The organism is Bradyrhizobium sp. WBOS08, from assembly GCF_024585125.1.
GTDB classification, from domain to species: domain Bacteria; phylum Pseudomonadota; class Alphaproteobacteria; order Rhizobiales; family Xanthobacteraceae; genus Bradyrhizobium; species Bradyrhizobium japonicum_B.
This window is the reverse complement of the sequence record NZ_CP028988.1, coordinates 1,811,143-1,830,790: the sequence shown is the minus strand read 5'-3', so window position 1 is coordinate 1,830,790 and position 19,648 is coordinate 1,811,143. Positions and strand designations below refer to the sequence as shown.

The 19,648-nt window shown below is 64.3% G+C and carries 10 protein-coding genes; 8 read left to right on the top strand and 2 right to left on the bottom strand.

The window, feature by feature from the left end; all coding sequences use genetic code 11:
* Positions 1-62: 62 nt before the first annotated feature.
* The 6 genes from DCM80_RS08810 to DCM80_RS08785 all read left to right on the top strand — a co-directional run bounded on the left by DCM80_RS08810 (position 63) and on the right by DCM80_RS08785 (position 6,910).
* A complete protein-coding gene (locus DCM80_RS08810; protein WP_257196614.1) occupies positions 63-938 on the top strand; it encodes a branched-chain amino acid ABC transporter permease in 876 nt (291 codons plus the stop codon).
* Positions 939-943: 5 nt separating this feature from the next.
* A complete protein-coding gene (locus DCM80_RS08805; RefSeq protein WP_257196613.1) occupies positions 944-2,095 on the top strand; it encodes a branched-chain amino acid ABC transporter permease in 1,152 nt (383 codons plus the stop codon).
* Positions 2,092-2,850 (top strand): ABC transporter ATP-binding protein, encoded by a 759-nt coding sequence (locus tag DCM80_RS08800; protein WP_257196612.1) that lies wholly within the window; start codon positions 2,092-2,094, stop codon positions 2,848-2,850. The genes DCM80_RS08805 and DCM80_RS08800 overlap by 4 nt, the downstream gene beginning before the upstream one ends.
* A gap of 3 nt (positions 2,851-2,853) precedes the next feature.
* A complete protein-coding gene (locus DCM80_RS08795; RefSeq protein ID WP_257196611.1) occupies positions 2,854-3,642 on the top strand; it encodes an ABC transporter ATP-binding protein in 789 nt (262 codons plus the stop codon).
* Positions 3,643-3,733: 91 nt separating this feature from the next.
* Positions 3,734-5,572 (top strand): long-chain fatty acid--CoA ligase, encoded by a 1,839-nt coding sequence (locus tag DCM80_RS08790; protein WP_257196610.1) that lies wholly within the window; start codon positions 3,734-3,736, stop codon positions 5,570-5,572.
* Between the two features lie 138 nt (positions 5,573-5,710).
* The gene (locus DCM80_RS08785) at positions 5,711-6,910 is read left to right on the top strand and encodes an ABC transporter substrate-binding protein (protein ID WP_257196609.1); all 1,200 of its coding nucleotides are present in this window, start codon (positions 5,711-5,713) and stop codon (positions 6,908-6,910) included.
* A gap of 171 nt (positions 6,911-7,081) precedes the next feature.
* Here DCM80_RS08785 and DCM80_RS08780 read toward each other — a convergent pair whose 3' ends face one another.
* Complete coding sequence (locus DCM80_RS08780) at positions 7,082-8,206, bottom strand: lysozyme inhibitor LprI family protein (RefSeq protein ID WP_257196608.1); 1,125 nt, start codon at positions 8,204-8,206, stop codon at positions 7,082-7,084.
* Between the two features lie 112 nt (positions 8,207-8,318).
* Complete coding sequence (locus DCM80_RS08775; protein ID WP_257196607.1) at positions 8,319-9,050, bottom strand: transglutaminase-like cysteine peptidase; 732 nt, start codon at positions 9,048-9,050, stop codon at positions 8,319-8,321.
* 622 nt (positions 9,051-9,672) lie between these two features.
* On the opposite strand from DCM80_RS08775, the gene DCM80_RS08770 reads away from it, so the two are divergent.
* Both DCM80_RS08770 and DCM80_RS08765 read left to right on the top strand, forming a co-directional pair.
* Positions 9,673-17,295, top strand: a complete 7,623-nt coding sequence (locus tag DCM80_RS08770) for a LamG-like jellyroll fold domain-containing protein (protein WP_373569394.1) — start codon at positions 9,673-9,675, stop codon at positions 17,293-17,295.
* A gap of 79 nt (positions 17,296-17,374) precedes the next feature.
* Complete coding sequence (locus DCM80_RS08765) at positions 17,375-19,606, top strand: CHASE2 domain-containing protein (RefSeq protein WP_257196605.1); 2,232 nt, start codon at positions 17,375-17,377, stop codon at positions 19,604-19,606.
* Positions 19,607-19,648: the final 42 nt, after the last annotated feature.

The window sequence follows — 19,648 nt, the reverse complement described above, 5'->3', positions numbered from 1 at the left end:
GACACAAGATGCGGCACGGCGGTCGGGAAGAGCCGCCGGTTGCATCGGGAGGACGCGCGTCAATGCTGGATTTCGTTCAGCAGCTGGTCAGCGGTGTTGCGCTCGGCTGCGTCTACGGGCTGATCGCGCTCGGCTTCGTGCTCGTCTACAAGGCCACCGAGGTCGTCAATTTCGCCCAGGGCGATCTGATGATGCTCGGCGGCTTCTTCGCTTTCACCTTCATCGGCATGATGGGTCTGAACTACTGGCTCGGCTTTGCCGGTGCGGTGGCCGCGATGGCGCTGTTCGGCATGCTGGCGGAGCGCGTGGTGGTGCGGCCGATCCTCGGCTATCCGCAATTCTCCATTATCATGGCGACCATCGGCCTCGGCTATTTCCTGCGCTCGATCGCCGGCATGATCTGGGGCACCGACGATCTGAAGATCGAGACCCCGTTCAGCCAGGGCGTGCTGCGGATCGGCTCGCTGGTGCTCGCCTACGACAAGCTGTCGGTGATCGCTGCGACGATGATCCTGTGCACGTTGTTGTGGCTGTTCTTCAACAAGACCACGCTCGGCACCGCGATGCGGGCCAGCTCCGAGAACATGCTGGCGGCCTATTACATGGGCATTCCGGTCAAGCGCGTGGTGTCGATCGTCTGGGCGATCAGCGCGGCGGTTGCGACTTGCGCCGGCGTGCTGCTGGCACCGATCACCTTCATCCATTCCAATGTCGGCCTCGTGCTCGGCCTCAAGGCGTTCCCGGCCGCGGTGCTCGGCGGCTTCGGCTCGATCCCGGGCGCGGTGGTCGGCGGCGTCCTGATCGGCGTGATCGAGAGCATGGCGGGCTTCTACCTGCCCGAGGGCTGGAAGGACGTGGCGCCCTATCTCGTGCTGCTCGCCGTGCTGCTCCTGAAGCCCGAAGGCCTGTTCGGCCACCACGTCCGCAAGAAGGTCTGAACGCCATGCGCTTCCTGTTCAAGACCGATTACGAGGACGACATCAAGCTGTTCCCGCATTCGGGCTATTGGGTCTCGTACGGCATCCTGCTCGCGCTGCTGCTGATCGCGCCCTATGTGCTCTCCAGCTACCTGATGAGCCAGCTGGTCTTCGTCTGCATCTATGCGATCGTCGGCGTCGGGCTTCTGATCCTGACCGGATTCACCGGCCAGGCCTCGCTCGGCCACGCTGCGTTCCTCGCCATCGGAGCCTACACGGCCGCCTACTTGCAGAAATACAACGTGCCGTTCCCGGTCTACTTCCTGGCCGCCGGCGGTCTGACCGGCATCATCGGCGCGATGGTCGGCTTTCCCGCCCTGCGCCTCACCGGCATCTACCTCGTCATTGCCACGATCTCCTTTGCCCTGATCGTCGAGGAGATCCTGGCGCGCTGGGAGAGCGTCACCCACGGCAACGAGGGCATGCGGGTCAAGACGCTGTCGCTGCTCGGCGTCACGGTACCCCGCGACAGCCCGACCTTCTATTATCTCTGCCTTGCCGTCCTGGTGCTGACCATCGTCGGCGCGCTCAACCTGCTGCGCTCGCCGACCGGACGCGCCTTTGTGGCGATCCGCGACAGCGAGACCGCGGCCCGCAGCATGGGCGTCAATGTCGCGCTCTACAAGGTGAAGTCCTTTGCGATCTCGGCGGCGATCACGGGCTTTGCCGGCGTGCTGTTCGCCCACAAGCTCTCCTTCATCTCGCCGGAAATGTTCACGCTGCAGCTCTCGATCGAGTTCATCATCGTGATCCTGATCGGGGGCGCCTTCAGCCTGCACGGCGCGGTGCTGGGCGCGATCTTCATCGTGATGATCGATCCGTTCCTGACCTACCTCAAGGACGACATGCCCGGCGTGATCGCCGGGATCGCGGCGGCCTTTGGCGCCGGCCCGGCCATGGCGGGAGATATCCAGTCGAAGGTCGCGGCGTTCGCCTCGCTCAACGGCCTGAAGGGCGCGATCTACGGAATCATCATCGTGCTGTTCGTGCTGTTCGAGCCGCTCGGCCTCTACGGCCGCTGGCTGAAGATCAAGCTCTTCTTCCAGCTGTTCCCGCTCTACAAGCGCGCCACCTTCAAGCGGCAGAAGATCTACGTGAAGTCGGAGCGGAACCGATGAGCTATTTCCGCGCCGAGAACCTGTCGCTGCATTTCGGGGGCCTCAAGGCCGTCGATGCGGTATCCTTCGCGGTCGAGAAGGGCGAGATCCTCTCGATCATCGGGCCGAATGGCGCGGGCAAGAGCTCGATCTTCAACCTGATATCGCGGATCTACCGGCCGACGTCGGGCCGGATCTTCTTCGAGGACCAGGACATCACGGAAGAGGCGCCCTACGACATCGCCAAGCTCGGCATCGCCCGGACATTCCAGAACATCGAGCTGTTCGAGAACGCGACCGTGCTCGCCAACCTCCTGGTCGGCCGGCATCGGCACTCGGCCACGCAGCTCTGGCAGGAGCTGCTGTTCCTGCCGAGCGTGCGGGCCAACGAGAAGGTGCACCGCCGCAGGGTCGAGCAGGTCATCGAATTCCTCGACCTCGAACCCTATCGCGACAAGCTGATCTCCGGTCTGCCTTACGGCGTGCGCAAGGTGATCGAGCTCGCGCGCGCCCTGTGCTCGGAGCCGAAGCTGATCCTGCTCGACGAGCCGTCAAGCGGCCTCAACGTCGAGGAAACCGACGACATGTCGTTCTGGATCCGCGACATGAAGAGCGAACTCGGCATCACCGTGCTGATGGTCGAGCACGACATGTCGCTGGTCAATCGCGTCTCCGACCGGGTCATCGCGCTGAACTACGGCAGGGTGCTGGCGATGGGCTCGCCCGCCGAAGTGCAGCAGCACCCCGACGTCGTCGCCGCGTATCTGGGAGCCTGACGCATGGATGCTGCGGCGACACCCGATATCATCCTCAAGCTCTCCAACATCGAGAGCTATTACGGGCCGATCATGGCGATCCGCGGCATCTCGCTGGAGGTGCCGCGCGGCCGCATCGTCACGCTGCTGGGGGCGAACGGCGCCGGCAAGACCACCGTGCTGAAGACGATCTCCGGCATTCTCGACCCGCAGAAGGGCTCGATCGAATTCCTGGGCAAGCCGATCCAGCGCATGGAGGCGGACCGGATCGTCCGGCTCGGCCTCAGCCATGTGCCGGAGGGCAGGGAGGTGTTCCCGTTCCTGTCGGTGCGCGAGAACCTGATGATGGGCGCCTATCCGCGCAAGGACCGTGACGGCGTGGTGGAGGACCTGGAGCGCGTCTACGGCTATTTCCCGCGCTTGAAGGAGCGCATCAACCAGCCGGCCGGCCAGCTCTCCGGAGGCGAGCAGCAGATGCTCGCGATCGGGCGCGCCCTGATGAACCGGCCGACGCTGCTCTTGCTCGACGAGCCCTCGCTCGGCCTGTCGCCGCTCCTGGTGAAGGAGATCTTCACCATCATCCGCCGGGTCAACGAGGAGCAGGGCATGTCGATCCTGCTGGTCGAACAGAATGCCAAGGTGGCGCTGGAGACGGCGCATTACGGCTACGTGCTGGAGATCGGCCGCATCGTGATGAACGACAGCTGCGACCGCTTGATGCATTCCCAGGACATCCAGGAGTTCTACCTTGGCGCCAAGGAAGCCGGCGCGCGCGGCGAGCGGCGCTGGAAGAAGAAGAAGACGTGGCGGTGAGGAAGCGCCGGCAGTAAGATGGGATTGCCCGCAAGCAAAGACCGCCGGCAAGGCAGGCAGCGGAGGGCAGAGCGACAAGGAGGAGACGCGCATGGCCGGACCGGCGGTGCTGACGGTCGCTGATACGATCGCAAAGAGCTTTTTGCGCGCTGCGGAGACGCGGGGCGATCGGCCGGCTATCCGCGAGAAGAAGTTCGGCATCTGGCAGCCGACCAGCTGGCGCCAATGGCTGGAAATCTCGAAGGAGATTGCCTACGCGCTTCATGCGACCGGCTTCAGGCCCGGCGAGGTCGCCTCCATCATCGCCAACGCCGTCCCGGAATGGGTCCATGCCGACATGGGCATTCTGTGCGCCGGCGGCGTCTCCTCGGGCATCTACCCGACCGATTCCTCGTCCCAGGTCGAATACCTCGTCAACGATTCCGGGACGAAAGTCATCTTCGCCGAGGACGAGGAGCAGCTCGACAAGATTCTCGCCTGCCGCGCGCGCTGTCCGTCCTTGCAGAAGATCATCGTGTTCGACATGGAGGGTCTCAGCGGCTTCTCCGACGACATGGTGATGTCGCTCGACGAATTTTGCGCGCTCGGCCGCAATCACATGGTCGGGCGCGAGGCGCTGTGGCAGGAGATGATCGACAGCCGTAGCGCCGGCGATCTCGCCATCCTGGTCTACACCTCCGGCACGACCGGCCCGCCCAAGGGCGCGATGCACGCCAACCGCAGCGTCACCCACCAGATGCGGCACGCCAACGACTTCATCCCGGCGCGAGAGGACGAGGACAGGCTGATCTTCCTGCCGCTCTGCCACGTCGCCGAGCGCATCGGCGGCTATTACATCTCGGTCGCGCTCGGCTCGGTGATGAATTTCGCAGAGAGCCCGGAGACCGTGCCCGACAACTTACGCGAGGTGCAGCCGACCGTCTTCCTCGCGGTGCCGCGCATCTGGGAGAAGTTCTACTCAGCGATCACCATCGCGCTGAAGGACGCGACGCCGCTGCAGCAATGGGTCTATCGCCGCGCCATCGGCATCGGCTACCGCATGGTCGATTACAGGCTCGAGGGCAAGCCGCCGCCGCTATCGCTGCGCATCGTCAACGGTCTCGCCTATCGCATCGCCTTCCGCAACATCCGCCGCATGATCGGGCTCGACCGCTGCCGCATCGCCTTCACTGGCGCAGCGCCGATCGCGCCGGAGCTGATCCGCTGGTATCTCGCGCTCGGCATCGACGTGCACGAAGTCTACGGCCAGACCGAGAATTGCGGCGTCGCCACCATGATGCCGGCGGAGCGGATCAAGCTCGGCTCGGTCGGCACCGCGGTGCCCTGGGGCGAGGTCGCGCTGTCGCCGGAGGGCGAGATCCTGATCAAGGGCGACTTCCTGTTCATGGGCTATTTGAACCAGCCGGAGAAGACCGCCGAGACCATCGATTCACGCGGCTGGCTGCACACAGGCGACGTCGGCACCATCGACAATGAAGGCTTCGTCCGCATCACCGACCGGATGAAGGACATCATCATCACTTCCGGCGGCAAGAACATCACGCCGTCCGAGATCGAGAATCAGCTCAAGTTCTCGCCTTACATCTCCGATGCCGTCGTGATCGGCGACAAGCGGCCGTATCTGACCTGCCTCGTGATGATCGACCAGGAGAATGTCGAGAAGTTCGCCCAGGACCACGACATTCCCTTCACCAATTATGCCAGCCTGTGCCGGGCGGTGGAGATTCAGGACTTGATCTGGCGCGAGATCGAGCAGGTCAACGGCAATTTTGCTCGCGTCGAAACCATCAAGAAGTTCTACCTGATCGAGCGCCAGCTCACGCCGGAAGACGAGGAGCTGACGCCGACCATGAAGCTGAAGCGCGGCTTCGTGAACAAGCGCTATGCCGCCGAGATCGAAGCGATGTATCGCCAGCGCGCCGTAGCATGACGCATCCGCATGCCCCGGAAGAGTGGAAACCGGTTTTCCGAGAAGGGGCATGCGCAAAGAAAAGTCGCATCTGAGAAAGCGAAGGAGCGACGGCCCCCGCCCTTCGCGTAACACGGGCCTTTAGGAGAGGAGACGTCAATGTCGAAATCGTTCAGCGCGTTCGGCCTTGCTGTGAGTGCAATGGTGCTCACCTGTCTGCCGGCCGCGGCGCAGACCAAGGTCACCAACGAGGGCATCTCGGCGACGGAGATCGTCGTCGGCACGCACCAGGACTTGTCGGGTCCGATCAAGGGATGGGGCGTTCCGGTCTCCAACGGCATGAAGATGGCGACCGAGGAGATCAACGCGGCCGGCGGCGTCAACGGCCGCAAGATCCGATTGGTCGTCGAGGACAGCGGCTACGATCCGAAGAAGGCCGTGCTGGCTTCGCAGAAGCTGATCGAGCGCGATAAGATCTTCGCGATGGTGGGACCGATGGGATCGCCGACCGTGCTCGCCGCGCAGGACATTCTGTTCGACGCCGGCGTGCTGCAGCTGTTCCCGCTGACGGCGGCCGAGTTCACCTTCAAGTTCGACCCGGCTAAGCCGCAGGAGCGGCTGAAGTTCAACAATCTGCTGCCCTACGTGGAGAGCACGCGGGCGGCCGTGAAGTACATGATTGAATGGAAGGGCTTCAAGAAGCCTTGCATCATGCATCAGGACGACGAGTACGGGAAGAACGTGCTCGACGGCTTCAATCAGCAGCTCACCGCCATGAAGGCGCAGCCGGCTTCGATCACGAGCTACAAGCGCGGCGCCTCCGATTTCAGCGCGCAGGTCGCCAAGATGAAGTCCGACGGCTGCGACCTCGTCGTGCTCGGCACCGTGCTCCGCGAGACCATCGGGGCGATGTCCGAAGCCAAGAAGCTGGGCTGGGACGTCACCTTCCTCGGTGCCACTCCCACCAACGTGATGGAGGTTCCTGCATTGGGCAAGGAAGCCGTCGAGGGGCTCTACGCGGCCAGCGGCTTCGAGATTCCCTATGAGGACACGGCCAAGGGCAAGGTGAAGGACTGGCTCGTCAACTACAAGAAGATGTTCGGCGCCGACGCCAACACGCAGGCCATCATCGGCTACAATGCGATGATGACCTTCGCCTTCTATGCGCAGAAGGCGGGCAAGGATCTCACGGGCCAGAAGATGCTCGATGCGCTGGAATCGGGCGAGAAATTCCTCGACATCTTCAACTCGCCGCCGACCAAGTTCTCCAAGACCGACCACCTCGCCAACACCATCACCCAGGTGCAGCAGGTCAAGGGCGGCCGCTGGGTGCTGGTGAAGGACAATCTGATGTTCTGATGCTTCCGGCCTCTCCCCGCGTGCGGGGAGGGGCCGCGTCGCATCGAAGATGCGATGCGGGTGAGGGGACTCGCCGCGAGTCCAATTCTCACCGTGATCGCAGAGACAGCCCCTCACCCCAACCCTCTCCCCGCGAAGATGTTCAGACCGGGGAGAGGGAGAAGAGACAAGCTACGATCCCCCGCCCGCCGTTCCCGCATTCACCGGGGCCAGCTCGTCCTCCCGGCAGCGCCAGCCGTCGGCGGCTTTCACGAAAGCGAAGGTCCGCTGGATGCGCAGGCGGCGCGTCACGTTGAACGATTCCGCCGAGCGCCCGTTGTTGGCCGCGCCTGCCTGCGGACGGCCTGTCCTTGCGTCCCAGCAGGTGCCGGTGCAGGTGGTCGCGACCTTGCTGCACATGGTGAAGGGCGCCAGCACGGCCATCTCGATTTCGCCCGTGACCTGCGCCTCCTGCTCGGTCACCTGGCTGTCGAGCGCGTAGACGCGGTTGATGCGCAGGAAATTGCCGCAGGAATTGGCCGCATGGATCCGCGCCGCGCAGAAGTCGATCGCGTCGGTGTCGGGGAGGCGGGCCGCGATTTGCCGGCCGAACGCCTTCCTTGGGTCTCCCTTGGCCGCGCGGATTTCCTCGGTCTTGCGCCTCAGATGATCGGCGAGACAGTCCTCCGCGGTTTCGAGCTCCTGCAGCGGCACGTTGTCCTTGCCGACCAGATTGCATTTGCGATCGCGCTCGCGGGTCCACCTACCATATTCGGCGAAGGCAAAGCGCGCCGCAGTCGGGTCCAGCTTGCCGATCAGGCCGAGCACCTGGCCATTGAGCTCCGTCTCCGCCAGCGCCAGCGACGGGTCCGCGCAGATCAGCGCGCCCGCCGCGGTGTTGGCTGCCAGGCAGTCGAAGTCGGGATCGCGCACGATCGCGGCGCGCTCCTCGGTCACCTTGAGCAGGCACGCCTTCACCCGATCGAAATCGTCGGCGCGGACGGGACTCTGCCCGACGATGCCGCAGCCGAGGTTGCGCTGGCGGATCCAGATCGCGTTCTCCTCGATCGCAGGCAGGCGATCGGGCAGGCGCGCGAGCCGCGCCTCGATCGCCGTGCTCAGCTTCTCGGCGGCGGCCGCGAGCGCGACATCACCGCAGAACAATTGGTTGCCGGGGTCGCGAATCTGCTGGCAGTTGTTCTTGGTGAAGAGCGGAAGCTGATCGGCGATGGAGCGGTCGGACGGCGCGGATTGCGCCAAGGCCGGTGCGGCCGGCAATGCCAGTAGCGCAAGCATAGACAGCACGGTGATGCGCATTCTCTTCGTCCCCCGGCACGGCCCCGGCCATGCTAGCGTCACGCAGGGCGCGGTGGAATGGCCTTGTGGGGACCTCTGAGGCGATGTCCGGGCTATGAGTCCGCCGGACCGGTCAACGGACCTCGGCGGCGACCATGGAGAATCGCACGGGCTCGTCGACATATTTCAGCACGCCCGACCGGTCGAGTGCGAACAGCGGCTGGTAGCTGCGCGCAGCGTCGTCCTCGAGCATCGCCATGCGGCGGTTGTCGAGCATCAGCCAGTGGCCGTCGAGCTTTGCCGCGGCAACCGCATGATCTTCACCGGCCCTGAGGTCGCGCACCACGACGATGCGAAGGTCTTCGGCGGCAATTCCGGCCAGCCGCAGCGCGGCCAGCTTGGCGATGGCGTAGTCCTCGCAATCGCCGGTGCCGTTCGCGAAGGTCGCAAGCGGCGAGCTCCAGACGTCGTCGATGCCGTCATTGGCGGCCCGGATGGCCAGGTTGATGGCGCGGTTGGTCTCGCCGAGGCGGGCGCGGCCGTCGCGAGCACGGGCCTGGTCGACGATGGTGAGCAGCTTGAGGGCCGCAGGCGATGTGCAATTGTCCCGGTCGCCGTCGCACAGCGCCAGCTGCACCATGTCGTCGTCGAGCCGGTCCTTCAGCGCAAGCCATTTCTGCCGCAGGCTGCCGGACGAAATGGCGAAGGCGAACACGCCGAACGGCTCGGCGGACTTGCGCACGAGAACGCCGGCTCCCGGCGACAGCAATGAGCCGGCGCGAAGCTCGGCGGCCGATCCGAAAAGGATCAGTCCGCATAGCACAAGGATTGCGCGCCAGGCGCGCGAGCGAGCAGCGGTCTCCATCTGACATCCCCTTCCCTGGCTTCGCCGGGTCCCCCTCGACCTCGACGTGCCGGGCTTTGTTGCTTTCGGGGAGATAGTGCGAGACGGGCGGTTTTGTTCTGCTTAACGCGCCCGGCTGGGGTGGCAAAACCGGGAGACAGGATGAAATGGACCAGTCCAGATTGCGTAAAATTTTACGATTCGCCGGCTAGGAGGTGTCCGGCTGCCGCCAAACGGAGGCAAATGCAGACACAGGTTGTGGGAGGGCCGAATCTGCGCGCGATGGCTAACACCCCCCAATTTCATGGGGTTCTGTTAGTTAGGTCACAGATTTAACTCCGTATTTGCCGCAGGATGTGGCGGGACTTCGCGACGGGAAGATGACATAAGTATCTGCTCCCGCGACTATACAGCAGATTACTTTGGATGACTGGAAATGCGCGCAAAACGGCCGGATTCGACTTCAGAGTATTTGACGTATTACTTCCTCTCCTCTTACGAAAGCCGTATCCGTGGGGGCTCCTGAAGCCAAGTGATGCGGAATCACACAAGCAATAGGTGGTATCGCTAAGGACTTGCTAATGCTATGCAAGCTTAGGCAGTTGATACTTACTTAAATTTTAACCCTTTTGACGGTGCCCGGTTGAATTACGCTGGCCAGTTTGACGGCGCGATTTCCTTGGACGGCAAGGGTTTCCGCTCGCCCGGCGACGCCCATGTCGATTCCTTTACGGCGAAAGCGCAGGGGCATGTGCCCGAGGGCGCGTTCGTCGTTCCTGACCCCAACCTGATCTTCAACGGCGAGTTCAAGCGCACAGGCCTCGATCTCGTCCTGTCCCATGAGGGGCACGAGTTCGTCGTTCACGATTATTTCCGGGGCGATAAGCGCGCCGCGCTCGCCTCGCCCGATGGCGCCCACCTCACCGGCGAAATCGTCAGCGCGCTCACCGGCCATGTCCAGGTGGCGCAAGCCGCGCCCGGCGCTGGCGCGGGCCAGGTCATCGGCCACGTCACCAAGCTCGTCGGCAGCGCGACCGCGATCCGCAACGGCGTCTCGGTCATCCTGAACAACGGCGACAACGTCGAGAAGGGCGACGTGGTTTCGACCGGCGCCGATTCGACCCTCGGCATCACCTTCATCGACGGCACCGTGTTCGGCCTGTCCTCGAATGCGCGGATGGTGCTGAACGAAATGGTCTACGACCCCAACGGGTCGAGCAATTCCTCGTTGCTGAGCCTCGTCGCCGGCACCATCACCTTCGTCGCCGGCGAGACCGCCAAGCACGGCGACATGAAGATCGACACCCCGGTCGCCACCATGGGTATCCGCGGCACCGCGGTGCTCACCCAGATCAATTTCGTCGTTCCCGCCGGCGGGGGCGATCCGCAGCCGCAAGCGAGCTTCCAGGTGCTGGTCGAGCCGAACGGCACGACCGGCTCCTACATCCTGTTCGACAAGGTCACGCTGCTGCCGATCGCGACGGTCAATCAGGCCGGCCAGATGATCCAGATCAGCGGCGGCAACGTCTCGATCACAAATGCGCTGATGTCGCCGGACGTGCAGAAGCTGATCACCGACGTGTTCACGCTGAAGTTCTCCGACAACAACACCAACACCAAGCTGACCACGAACTTCACCGACACGCTCACGCCGATGAGCCTCGACGTGGTGTTCAAGTCGAGCTCCGGCCCGACCGCGATCGCGACCTTCGTCAACCTCAATCCGCAAGGGCAGGAGGGGCCCAGCACGCCCACGCCGCCCATCGTGCGTATCCCCGGCCAGCCGATTGCGCAGAGCTTCGACGCCAGCGGCATTGTGAAGACGGCGTTCGCGTTGACCGAGCGCGCCGGCGCCACCGGCGCCACGGACGCTGACACGATCTCCGGCCTGATCCGATTCGTCGACCAAAACCTCGGCGATCGGCCGACGGTGAGTATCAGCCTCGCCGAAGCGCCGAACTATGTCTACAAGGACGCCGGCCAGCACGACGTCACCGGCTCGCTGACCGATCTGCAGAAGCAAGGCATTGCAGCGACGCAGATCCAGATCAGCGTCGTCCCCGACGCCGGCAACAACAACAACGGCTCGGCGGTCTGGACCTACACGATCCCGGACCACGTCTTCGACTTCCTCGCCGCCGGCGAAACCGTGACGCTGACCTACATGGTCCGCGTCGATACCAATTTCGCAGTGAGCCCCGAATCGGCGTTCATCCCGATCACCATCACGATCACGGGGACCAACGACAAGCCGGTGATCACCACCGATGTCCCGATCATCACCTTCGAGGGCGGCACCAGCGTGCCGGGTGGGCCGCTCACCAGCGAGGTTCCGACGTCGGGCACGCTGAATTTCAACGACGTCGACCTCACCGACAACCATACCGTGTCGGTGGCGCTGACGAGTGCGACTCTGCCCGATGGCGACGTGCCGCCGGGACCGCTTGCGGCGTTCCAGAGCGCGATGTCCGTCGCGATCGCGGCCGGCGCCGACAGCACCGGGGACGGCACCGGCACCATCAACTGGTCGCTGGCCGATCTGCCGGTCTATCTCGCCGATTTCATCCCAGAGGGTGCGGTGCTGACGCTGGTCTACACCGTGACGCTCACGGACTCGCAAGGCGGGTCCTCGCAGCAAACCATCACCGTCACGATCACCGGGACTGATGCGCCTGCCGTGGTGTGGATCGCGACCGAGGAGCCCGGCGCTCCGTCCGGCGGCTTCTGGAAGGACGCGGGCAACTGGGCCACCGGCACGGTCCCGACCGACCAGGACGACGTCATCGTCATCACCGATCAGCTCCACGGCCTGACCCCGTCCTATCCGGTGACGATCGACGTGGCGGCCTTCGCCAAGTCGTTGACGCTCGACGACTACGACACCACGCCGGGCCACAAGGTGCCCGAGGTGATCAACAACAGCACGTTGACCATCGGCGGCAAGCTCACCCTGAATGCCGACGCGAAGTTCACCAACTCGCTCGGAAGCCACGTCACCGTCGGCGGGGCGATCGATGTCGAAACGATCACCCGGACATCCGGCGCGGTCGTCACCAACACCAGCACGATCACGAACGCGGGCACGCTTACCCTGCAAGCAGGCGGCACGATCGACACGCTGACCGTCATCGCCAATTCCGGCACGATCGATTTGACCGGCGGCACGCTGGTGCTGAAGAGCGATGTCGCCAATGCCGGCGGCACCATCCGGACCGATGCCGGCGCGACGCTGATCGTCGACGGTGCGACGGTCGACGGCGGCACCGTCGTCATTCTCGGCACGCTGGAATCGACCGGCATCAGCGCCATCGATGATGCCGACATCACGATCGCCAGCACCGGCATCCTGTCCGTCACCAGCGGCACGCTGACGATCGATCCGGCTACGATCCACGCCATCACCAATCAGGGCCTGATCGAGGCGGTGACCGGCGGCACGCTGAAGCTGACGGCTGCCGTCGTCGCCAATACCGGCGGGACGATCTCGGTCGATGACGCCTCAACGCTCTATCTGACCGGGGTCTCGATCAATGGCGGCAGCCTGAGCAATGCCGGCAATCTCTACAGCGTCTCGGGCTCCAGCACGATCTCGGCTGGTGTCACCAACACCGGCGGCACCATCAGGGTCCAGGCCGGCACGCTCAACCTCGCCGGCGGCATCATCGGCGCCGGCACGCTGATCATCGACAATGGCGCGAAGCTCCAGCTCGGCGGCGCCGATGCGCAGAATGTCACGTTCGCCGGCGGCACCGGTACGCTGCAGCTCGACAAGGTCGCCGGCCAAAGCTTCACCGGCACCATCTCGGGCGAGATCTCGGCCGACGGCATATTCACGATCACCGGCGACGCCGACATCACAGCGTCGACGGGCAATGCGCTCGACTTTACGGTATCGCAGGCGGCGCATGCCGACGTCGTGCTGACGCCGACGGGCACGCTCAAGGGCGCGATCAACGGCATCGTCGTTACCCAGGACGGCGTCGGCGACATCACGCTGACCGCGACCGGCGACGTCACCGGCCTCGCCGGCCACGGCATCTGGCTGAGCGACGGGACGACCGGCACCGGCAACATCACGGTCAGCAATGTCACCGGCAAGGCGACCGGCATCGGCGCCAATTCGATCGGCGTGCTGGTCGAGAATTCGAACGCCGCCAACGACGGTGACATCTCGGTTACCCAGCTCGGCGGCGCCGGGGGCGGTGCATACGGTATCGACGCGGTCACGCAGGGCGACGGCGACATCACCATCGACGCCGGCGGCGCGATCACGGGCAGCTCGGTCTACGGCATCCGGTCGCGCAGCTATGGCAGCGGCAACCAGACCGTCACGACTGAGGCGGGCAGCCTCATTACCTCGGGCAGCTCCGGTATCGTCGCGGTCAATCGTGCGACCTTGCTCGACGCCGCGGCTGGTAGCACCATTACGGTCAACGCCCACGGCACGATCAATTCCGGCAGCAGCCCGAACCTGGCCGGCAATGCCCCGGCCGGCATCGAGGCCGGCTATACCGGTGCCACGAACGGCACCAGCGCGAACACGCTGGTCAATGCCACCGTGATCGTCAACAATTACGCCAACATCACCGCCGTGGCCGGTTACGGCATCAACGCCTTTAATTACGGAAACGGCGACGTCACGGTGAACAGCTTCGCCGGGACGGCGATTTCGGTCTCGGGCGCTCAGAGCATCGGCATCAACGCCGCGGCATTGAGCGGCGGCACCGGCGACGTGACGGTCACGCTCGGCGAGGACGTCACGATCTCGGGTGCGACGAGCTACGGCATCAGGGCCTTCAGCCTCGATGCTGGCGACATTACGGTCACCCTGGCGGACGGCGACAACATTACCTCGGGCAGCTCAGGCATCGTCGCCGTCAATTACGCCGTCGCGATCGCGGCCGCCGTGGGCAGCACGATTTCGGTCGAGGCGCACGGCGCGATCCATTCCGGCTCGACCCTGAACAACGACGGCACTACGCCGGGCGGGATCATCGCCGGCTACAAGCCTGGCGGCACCGGCGCGTTCTCGAGCGCAGTCAACGGCGATGTCATCGTCACCAGCGATGCGACGATCATAGCCGACGCAGGTTACGGCATCGAGGCGTTCACCTGGGGCGCCGGGAACGTCACGGTCACGACCGGCGAGAGTTCGGATATTGACGCCGCAGGCATCGCGATCGGCGCGTTCGATCACGGCGGGGGTGACGTTAGCGTCACCAACAATGGCTCCGCCACTGGATCGGTCGGCGTGGCGGCTCTTGCGACCGGCGGCGGCGACGTCACCATCGTCAATCATGGCGATATCACCAGCACCAGCCTGGCCGGCATCAGCGTCACCCAGAACGCGGTGGACGCGACCGGATCCACACACATCACCAATTCCGGCTCGATCACAGCTCCGACCGGCTACGCCGCGATCTACATTCAAGGGAATGCGACCGGCACGGTGACGATCGACAATTCCGGCACGATCGGGCCCGACGATGCAGGCGCGGTGACCTCGACGACGTATGCGATCGTCGAGACCGGCGGCTCCGTCACGATCAACAATTCCGGCGACATCAACGGCAACATTTCGGTTGCCACCGCCACCTTCAACAATCAGGCGGGGGGCATCTGGACCGTCTCCGGCACCAGCGTCTTCGGCAATGCGTCCTCGATCGTCAATGCGGGTGACATCGACCTGCTCAATGGGGCCTGGATTACCGGCAGCGGCCTGAGCATCGTCAATTCACATGAGATCGACAGCTGGGGAACGACGAAGATTTCCGGCGCGATCACCAACACCGGCACCATCGAAGTCAACGACGGCACTCTCACGCTGTTCGGCTCGCTGTCCGGCACGGGGTCGGTTACCGTCCATGACGGCGCGCTCTTGAAGCTTGAGGGCACGGTCACGCAGACGATCACGCTCGGGGATGACGAGGATGACGAGGATGACGGCGCCGCGCTTCAGATCGACACGGCGACCTTTGGCGGATCGATTGCGCAACTGTCCGCCGACGACACGATCGACCTGTCCACCATCAAATACGGCGTCGGCACCAGCGCGGTCTATGTCGCCAACGCCGATCCCTCGACCGGCGGCGTGCTGACGGTCACCGACGCCGACGGCAACCACATCAGCCTCAACCTGACCGGCGCCGACTACAGCAACGGGCATTTTGCCGGCAGCAGCGACGGCCATGGCGGCACCTTGATCACGTTCAACGCGAACGATGATGCGCCGAACTTCGCCGCGGCCGAGGCGTCACCGACCGTGAGCTTCTCCGAGCTTGCGGACACCACCGGCTCCGCCACGCTCGATCCGGCCTCGGGTGGGACGGGTACGATCCACTTCACCGATATCGACTTGACCGACCGTCCGACAGCAACGATCACCAGCCAAGCGGTGACGTGGCTCGATGCCGATCACACCACGCAGCTGACGCTGTCGCCGGCCGATATCATCGCCCTCGAGCAGGCGCTGACGATTCAGCAGCCGGGCAACAAGAACAACGGCGCGATCGCCTGGAGCTATTCCATCGCCGACAAGGCGCTGGACTTCCTCGGCGAAGGGCAGACCGCGACCGTGGTGTCGACCATCACCCTCGATGACCACAAGGGCGGGACCGACACTGCCGCCGTCACCGTCACCATCACCGGCAGCAACGACGCGCCGGCCATCTCCTATGCCACGTCGGACCACATGGAATTCGACGGCCGGACCATCGCCGTCGGCGAGGTGCCGACGGTTGCATCCGATGGAGTAACGCTGGATGGCTGGGTGAACTGGAACGGAGGCGCTGCGCCCGACGGCCAGGTCTTGTTTTACAACGGCAATACCTCGACGGCCGGTTTCGGTCTGATCGGGACGGTCGTCAGCGGCCATCTGGAGATCGAGATCCTCGAAGGCGGTGTCGACATCCTTGATACCGGCTTCGCGCTCACGGCAGGAGATTGGTACAACCTCGCCCTGACGCGCCACCAAGGCACCTACACGCTCTACGTCGATGGCAATGCCGTCTATTCCCACAGTGGAAGCGCGAACGCGGTCGGTAGCGGTCAGGATCCGTCCTACATGATGATCGGGGCGGCGAGCGACAGGTACGCCCCAGGGTTCGGGGAGCAAGGTTTCACGGGCTCGATCGCGGATGTCAGCGTCTGGACCACCGCGCTCACGCAGCAGCAGATCCAGTCGATCGACTTCACCGCGCTCATCGGCAACGAGGCCAATCTGGCTGCGTATTACCAGCTCGGCGGCAGCAGCGGGACCACGGTCGCCAACAAGGTCAATGCCGGCCAAAGCCTCGGCATCGACCTTGCCGATCTCACGGAAACCAACGCCGGGCTGCAAACCCATGGCGTGCTGACACTCTCTGACGCCGACGCGACCGATCACGTCACAGTGTCGATTGATCAGATGCAGGTCACTCTCGACGGAGTGCTGCAACAAGGCAGCGTCGGCGGGCTGACGCATGCGGACCTCTTGAGCTATTTCACCGTCCCGCCCGGCGAAATCCTCAACGGCACGGCCACCCACGCCCAGTTCACGTGGCAGTTCAATTCGGGCAACCAGGCCTTCGACTTCCTCGCCGCCGGCCAGACCTTGTCGCTCCAATACACCATCGTTCCGGATGACGGGCATGCCGCGACCGGCACCGGCAATGGCGTCGTCACCGTCACCATCGTGGGCAGCAACGACGCGCCGCTGATTGAAGTCGGCGCGATGACTGTTGCCGAAAGCGGCGGTTTCGTGACCGTCGACGGCCTGTCCGTCGCTGACGCAGATAGCAACGACGCGTTGACCGCCACTGCGGTGGCCGAGTCCGGCGCCACTGCGAGCGCGTCACTGAATTCCGGTGTCCTCGCCGTGACCTACACTGAGCCGAGCCAGAGTGCGCCCGCGACGGACAAAGTAACCGTGACCGTGACCGACGGTCAGGGCGCGACTGACACGGTGAACCTCATCTTCAACTTGAGCGAACAAGGCCCGGTGAGTCTCGCCAGCACGGACGGCAAGGACGTCCTCTTCGGGACCGGGTTTGTGGATCAGTTCGTGTTCGCGGCAGACTCCGACCACGATACGATCGTGAACTTCACGTCCGGGACGGACCACATTGATCTGACGGCGGTCGTGCCAACCGATATCGATGCCCTGTGGATAGGCCAGCATTCGACGGCCTCAGGGTCGGACACCCTGATCGCGATCAATGCGACGGACACCATCCTCCTGAAGGGCGTCGCCCAGGTCCATGCGAGCGACTTCATCGTCCATGCCTGATCGCTGCGCGATGGGCCACGATCGTCCATCCACACGATCCGCGCTGCCGCCCGCCGCAAAAGCGTGATATCCAACCCCCATGAAACGTCTCAAGATCCTGCGACGGTGGTTTGCGCGGAAGCTGGGCTTTGCGCGGCTGATGTGCCTTGCGCTGCTGGTGCTGTTCGCCGGCGCGCGCCTCTGGGATCCGCCGCCGATCCAGGAATTGCGGCTGCGCACCTTCGACATGTTTCAATTGATCGATCCGCGCCACAAGGCGGCGCGGCCGGTCGTGATCGTCGACATCGACGACAAGAGCCTCGCCAAGCTCGGCCAGTGGCCGTGGCCGCGCACGCGAATTGCCGACCTGATCCAGAACCTCACCAACAGCGGTGCGGTGGCGATCGGCTTCGACGTGGTGTTTTCGGAGCCCGACCGGCTCAACCCGGATCTGGTTGCGGGCCAGATGCGCCATCTCGACGACGCCACGCGCGCCAAGCTGCGTGAGCTGCCAACCAACGACCAGATTCTCGCCGACGCGATCAAGCGCTCGCGTGTGGTGCTCGGCGAGACCGGGCTTCCGGCCGTCCTGTCCGAACTCGACAAATCGCTTCCGTTCACGGGAGTGGCGACGGTCGGGGAGGAGGGTGCCGAACGCTTCCTGTTCGAATTTCCAGGCTTGCTGCGCAACGTGCCGGTCATCGAGAAGGTTGCAGCCGGCCGCGGGCTGTTTTCGATCAGGAAAGAGCGGGACGGATTCATCCGCCGCGTGCCGATGATCATGCGCGCGCAGGGCCACATCATGCCCTCGCTCAGCCTCGAGATCCTGCGCGTCGTCACGGGCACGCCGACGCTGCTGGTCCGGACCGACAAGACCGGCGTGCGGGCTGTGCGCCTCAAGGGCCTCGAGATTCCCACCGACAAGAACGGCCAGTTCTGGGTGCACTACGCACGCCGGGATCCCTCGATCTACGTCTCCGCCGCCGACGTGCTCGACAACAGCGAATCGCGAAGCAGGTTCGCCGGCAAGCTGGTGCTGGTCGGAACCTCCGCGGCCGGGCTCAACGACATCAAGACCACGCCGGTGTCCGCGACCATGCCGGGGGTCGAGATCCACGCCCAGGTGCTGGAGAGCGTGCTGAGCGGGGCGGTGATCTCGCAGCCCAACTATGCGCTCGGAGTCGAATTGCTCGCCGCGCTGATCATCGGCGTGCTCGTCATCATCTTCACGCCCAATCTCGGTCCGGTGCGCCTCGTGCTCGCGGGTGCGACCTTCGCCGCCATCCTGGTCGGCGTGTCCTGGTTCTTCTACGCGCAGTACCGCTACCTCATCGATTTCACCTATCCGCTGCTCTCGACCACGGCGGTTTATCTGACGCTGATCTTCGCCAGCTTCGTGCGCGAGCAGCGCCAGCGCGTGCAGATCCGCGGGCAGTTCGCCCAATACATGTCGCCGGTCCTGGTCGAGCAGCTGGCGCAGTCGCCGGAAAAGCTCGTGCTCGGCGGCGAGGAGCGTGAGATGACGATCATGTTCTCGGACGTGCGCGGCTTCACCACGATCTCGGAGAGCTACAAGCACGACCCGCAAGGCCTGATCGCGCTGATGAACCGCTTTCTGACGCCGCTGACCGACGTCATCATCGAGCGCAAGGGTTACATCGACAAATACATGGGCGACGCCATCATGGCGTTCTGGAACGCGCCGCTCGACGATGCCGAGCACGAGGTCAACGCCTGCGAGGCGGCGATCCAGATGCTGGAGCAGATCGACGCGGTCAACAAGGAGCGCGAAGCGGAAGCCGCCGAGGGCGGCCACGTCTACATTCCGCTCAATGTCGGCATCGGCCTCAACACCGGCATCGGCGTGGTCGGCAACATGGGCTCCGACCTGAAGAAGAACTATTCGGTGCTCGGCGACAGCGTGAACCTCGCCTCGCGCCTGGAGGGCCAGTCGAAGGAATACGGCTTTCCCATCATCGTCGGCTCCCGCACGGCGCTCGCCGCCAAGGACAAGTTCGCGATCCTCGAGCTCGACTTCATCATGGTCAAGGGCAAGACCGAGCCGGAGGTGATCTACGCCATCGCCGGCCGCGAGGATGTGATGCATTCCGCCGCGTTCCAGCGCCTGCGCAACATCACCATCGAGATGCTCAGCTGCTATCGCAGCCGCGATTGGCAGGGCGCCCTCGATGCGATCGAACGCGGCCGCAAGAGCGAGGACGCCGACACGCTGGAAAAGCTGTTCAAGCTCTACGAGGCGCGCATCAAGGATTTCCAGCTCAATCCGCCGCCGGAGAACTGGACCGGAGCATATGCGCTGCTGACAAAGTAGTCGCCGCATCGGCGCCGCCGTAGGGTGGGCAAGGCGCAAGCG

What these genes read in the sequence shown, in the direction of transcription:
- DCM80_RS08810 (WP_257196614.1), top strand. Translation starts at nt 63, where the DNA reads ATGCTGGATTTCGTTCAGCAGCTGGTCAGCGGTGTTGCGCTCGGCTGC.
- DCM80_RS08805 (WP_257196613.1), top strand. Translation starts at nt 944, where the DNA reads ATGCGCTTCCTGTTCAAGACCGATTACGAGGACGACATCAAGCTGTTC.
- DCM80_RS08800 (WP_257196612.1), top strand. Translation starts at nt 2,092, where the DNA reads ATGAGCTATTTCCGCGCCGAGAACCTGTCGCTGCATTTCGGGGGCCTC.
- DCM80_RS08795 (WP_257196611.1), top strand. Translation starts at nt 2,854, where the DNA reads ATGGATGCTGCGGCGACACCCGATATCATCCTCAAGCTCTCCAACATC.
- DCM80_RS08790 (WP_257196610.1), top strand. Translation starts at nt 3,734, where the DNA reads ATGGCCGGACCGGCGGTGCTGACGGTCGCTGATACGATCGCAAAGAGC.
- DCM80_RS08785 (WP_257196609.1), top strand. Translation starts at nt 5,711, where the DNA reads ATGTCGAAATCGTTCAGCGCGTTCGGCCTTGCTGTGAGTGCAATGGTG.
- DCM80_RS08780 (WP_257196608.1), bottom strand. Translation starts at nt 8,206, where the DNA reads ATGCGCATCACCGTGCTGTCTATGCTTGCGCTACTGGCATTGCCGGCC.
- DCM80_RS08775 (WP_257196607.1), bottom strand. Translation starts at nt 9,050, where the DNA reads ATGGAGACCGCTGCTCGCTCGCGCGCCTGGCGCGCAATCCTTGTGCTA.
- DCM80_RS08765 (WP_257196605.1), top strand. Translation starts at nt 17,375, where the DNA reads ATGAAACGTCTCAAGATCCTGCGACGGTGGTTTGCGCGGAAGCTGGGC.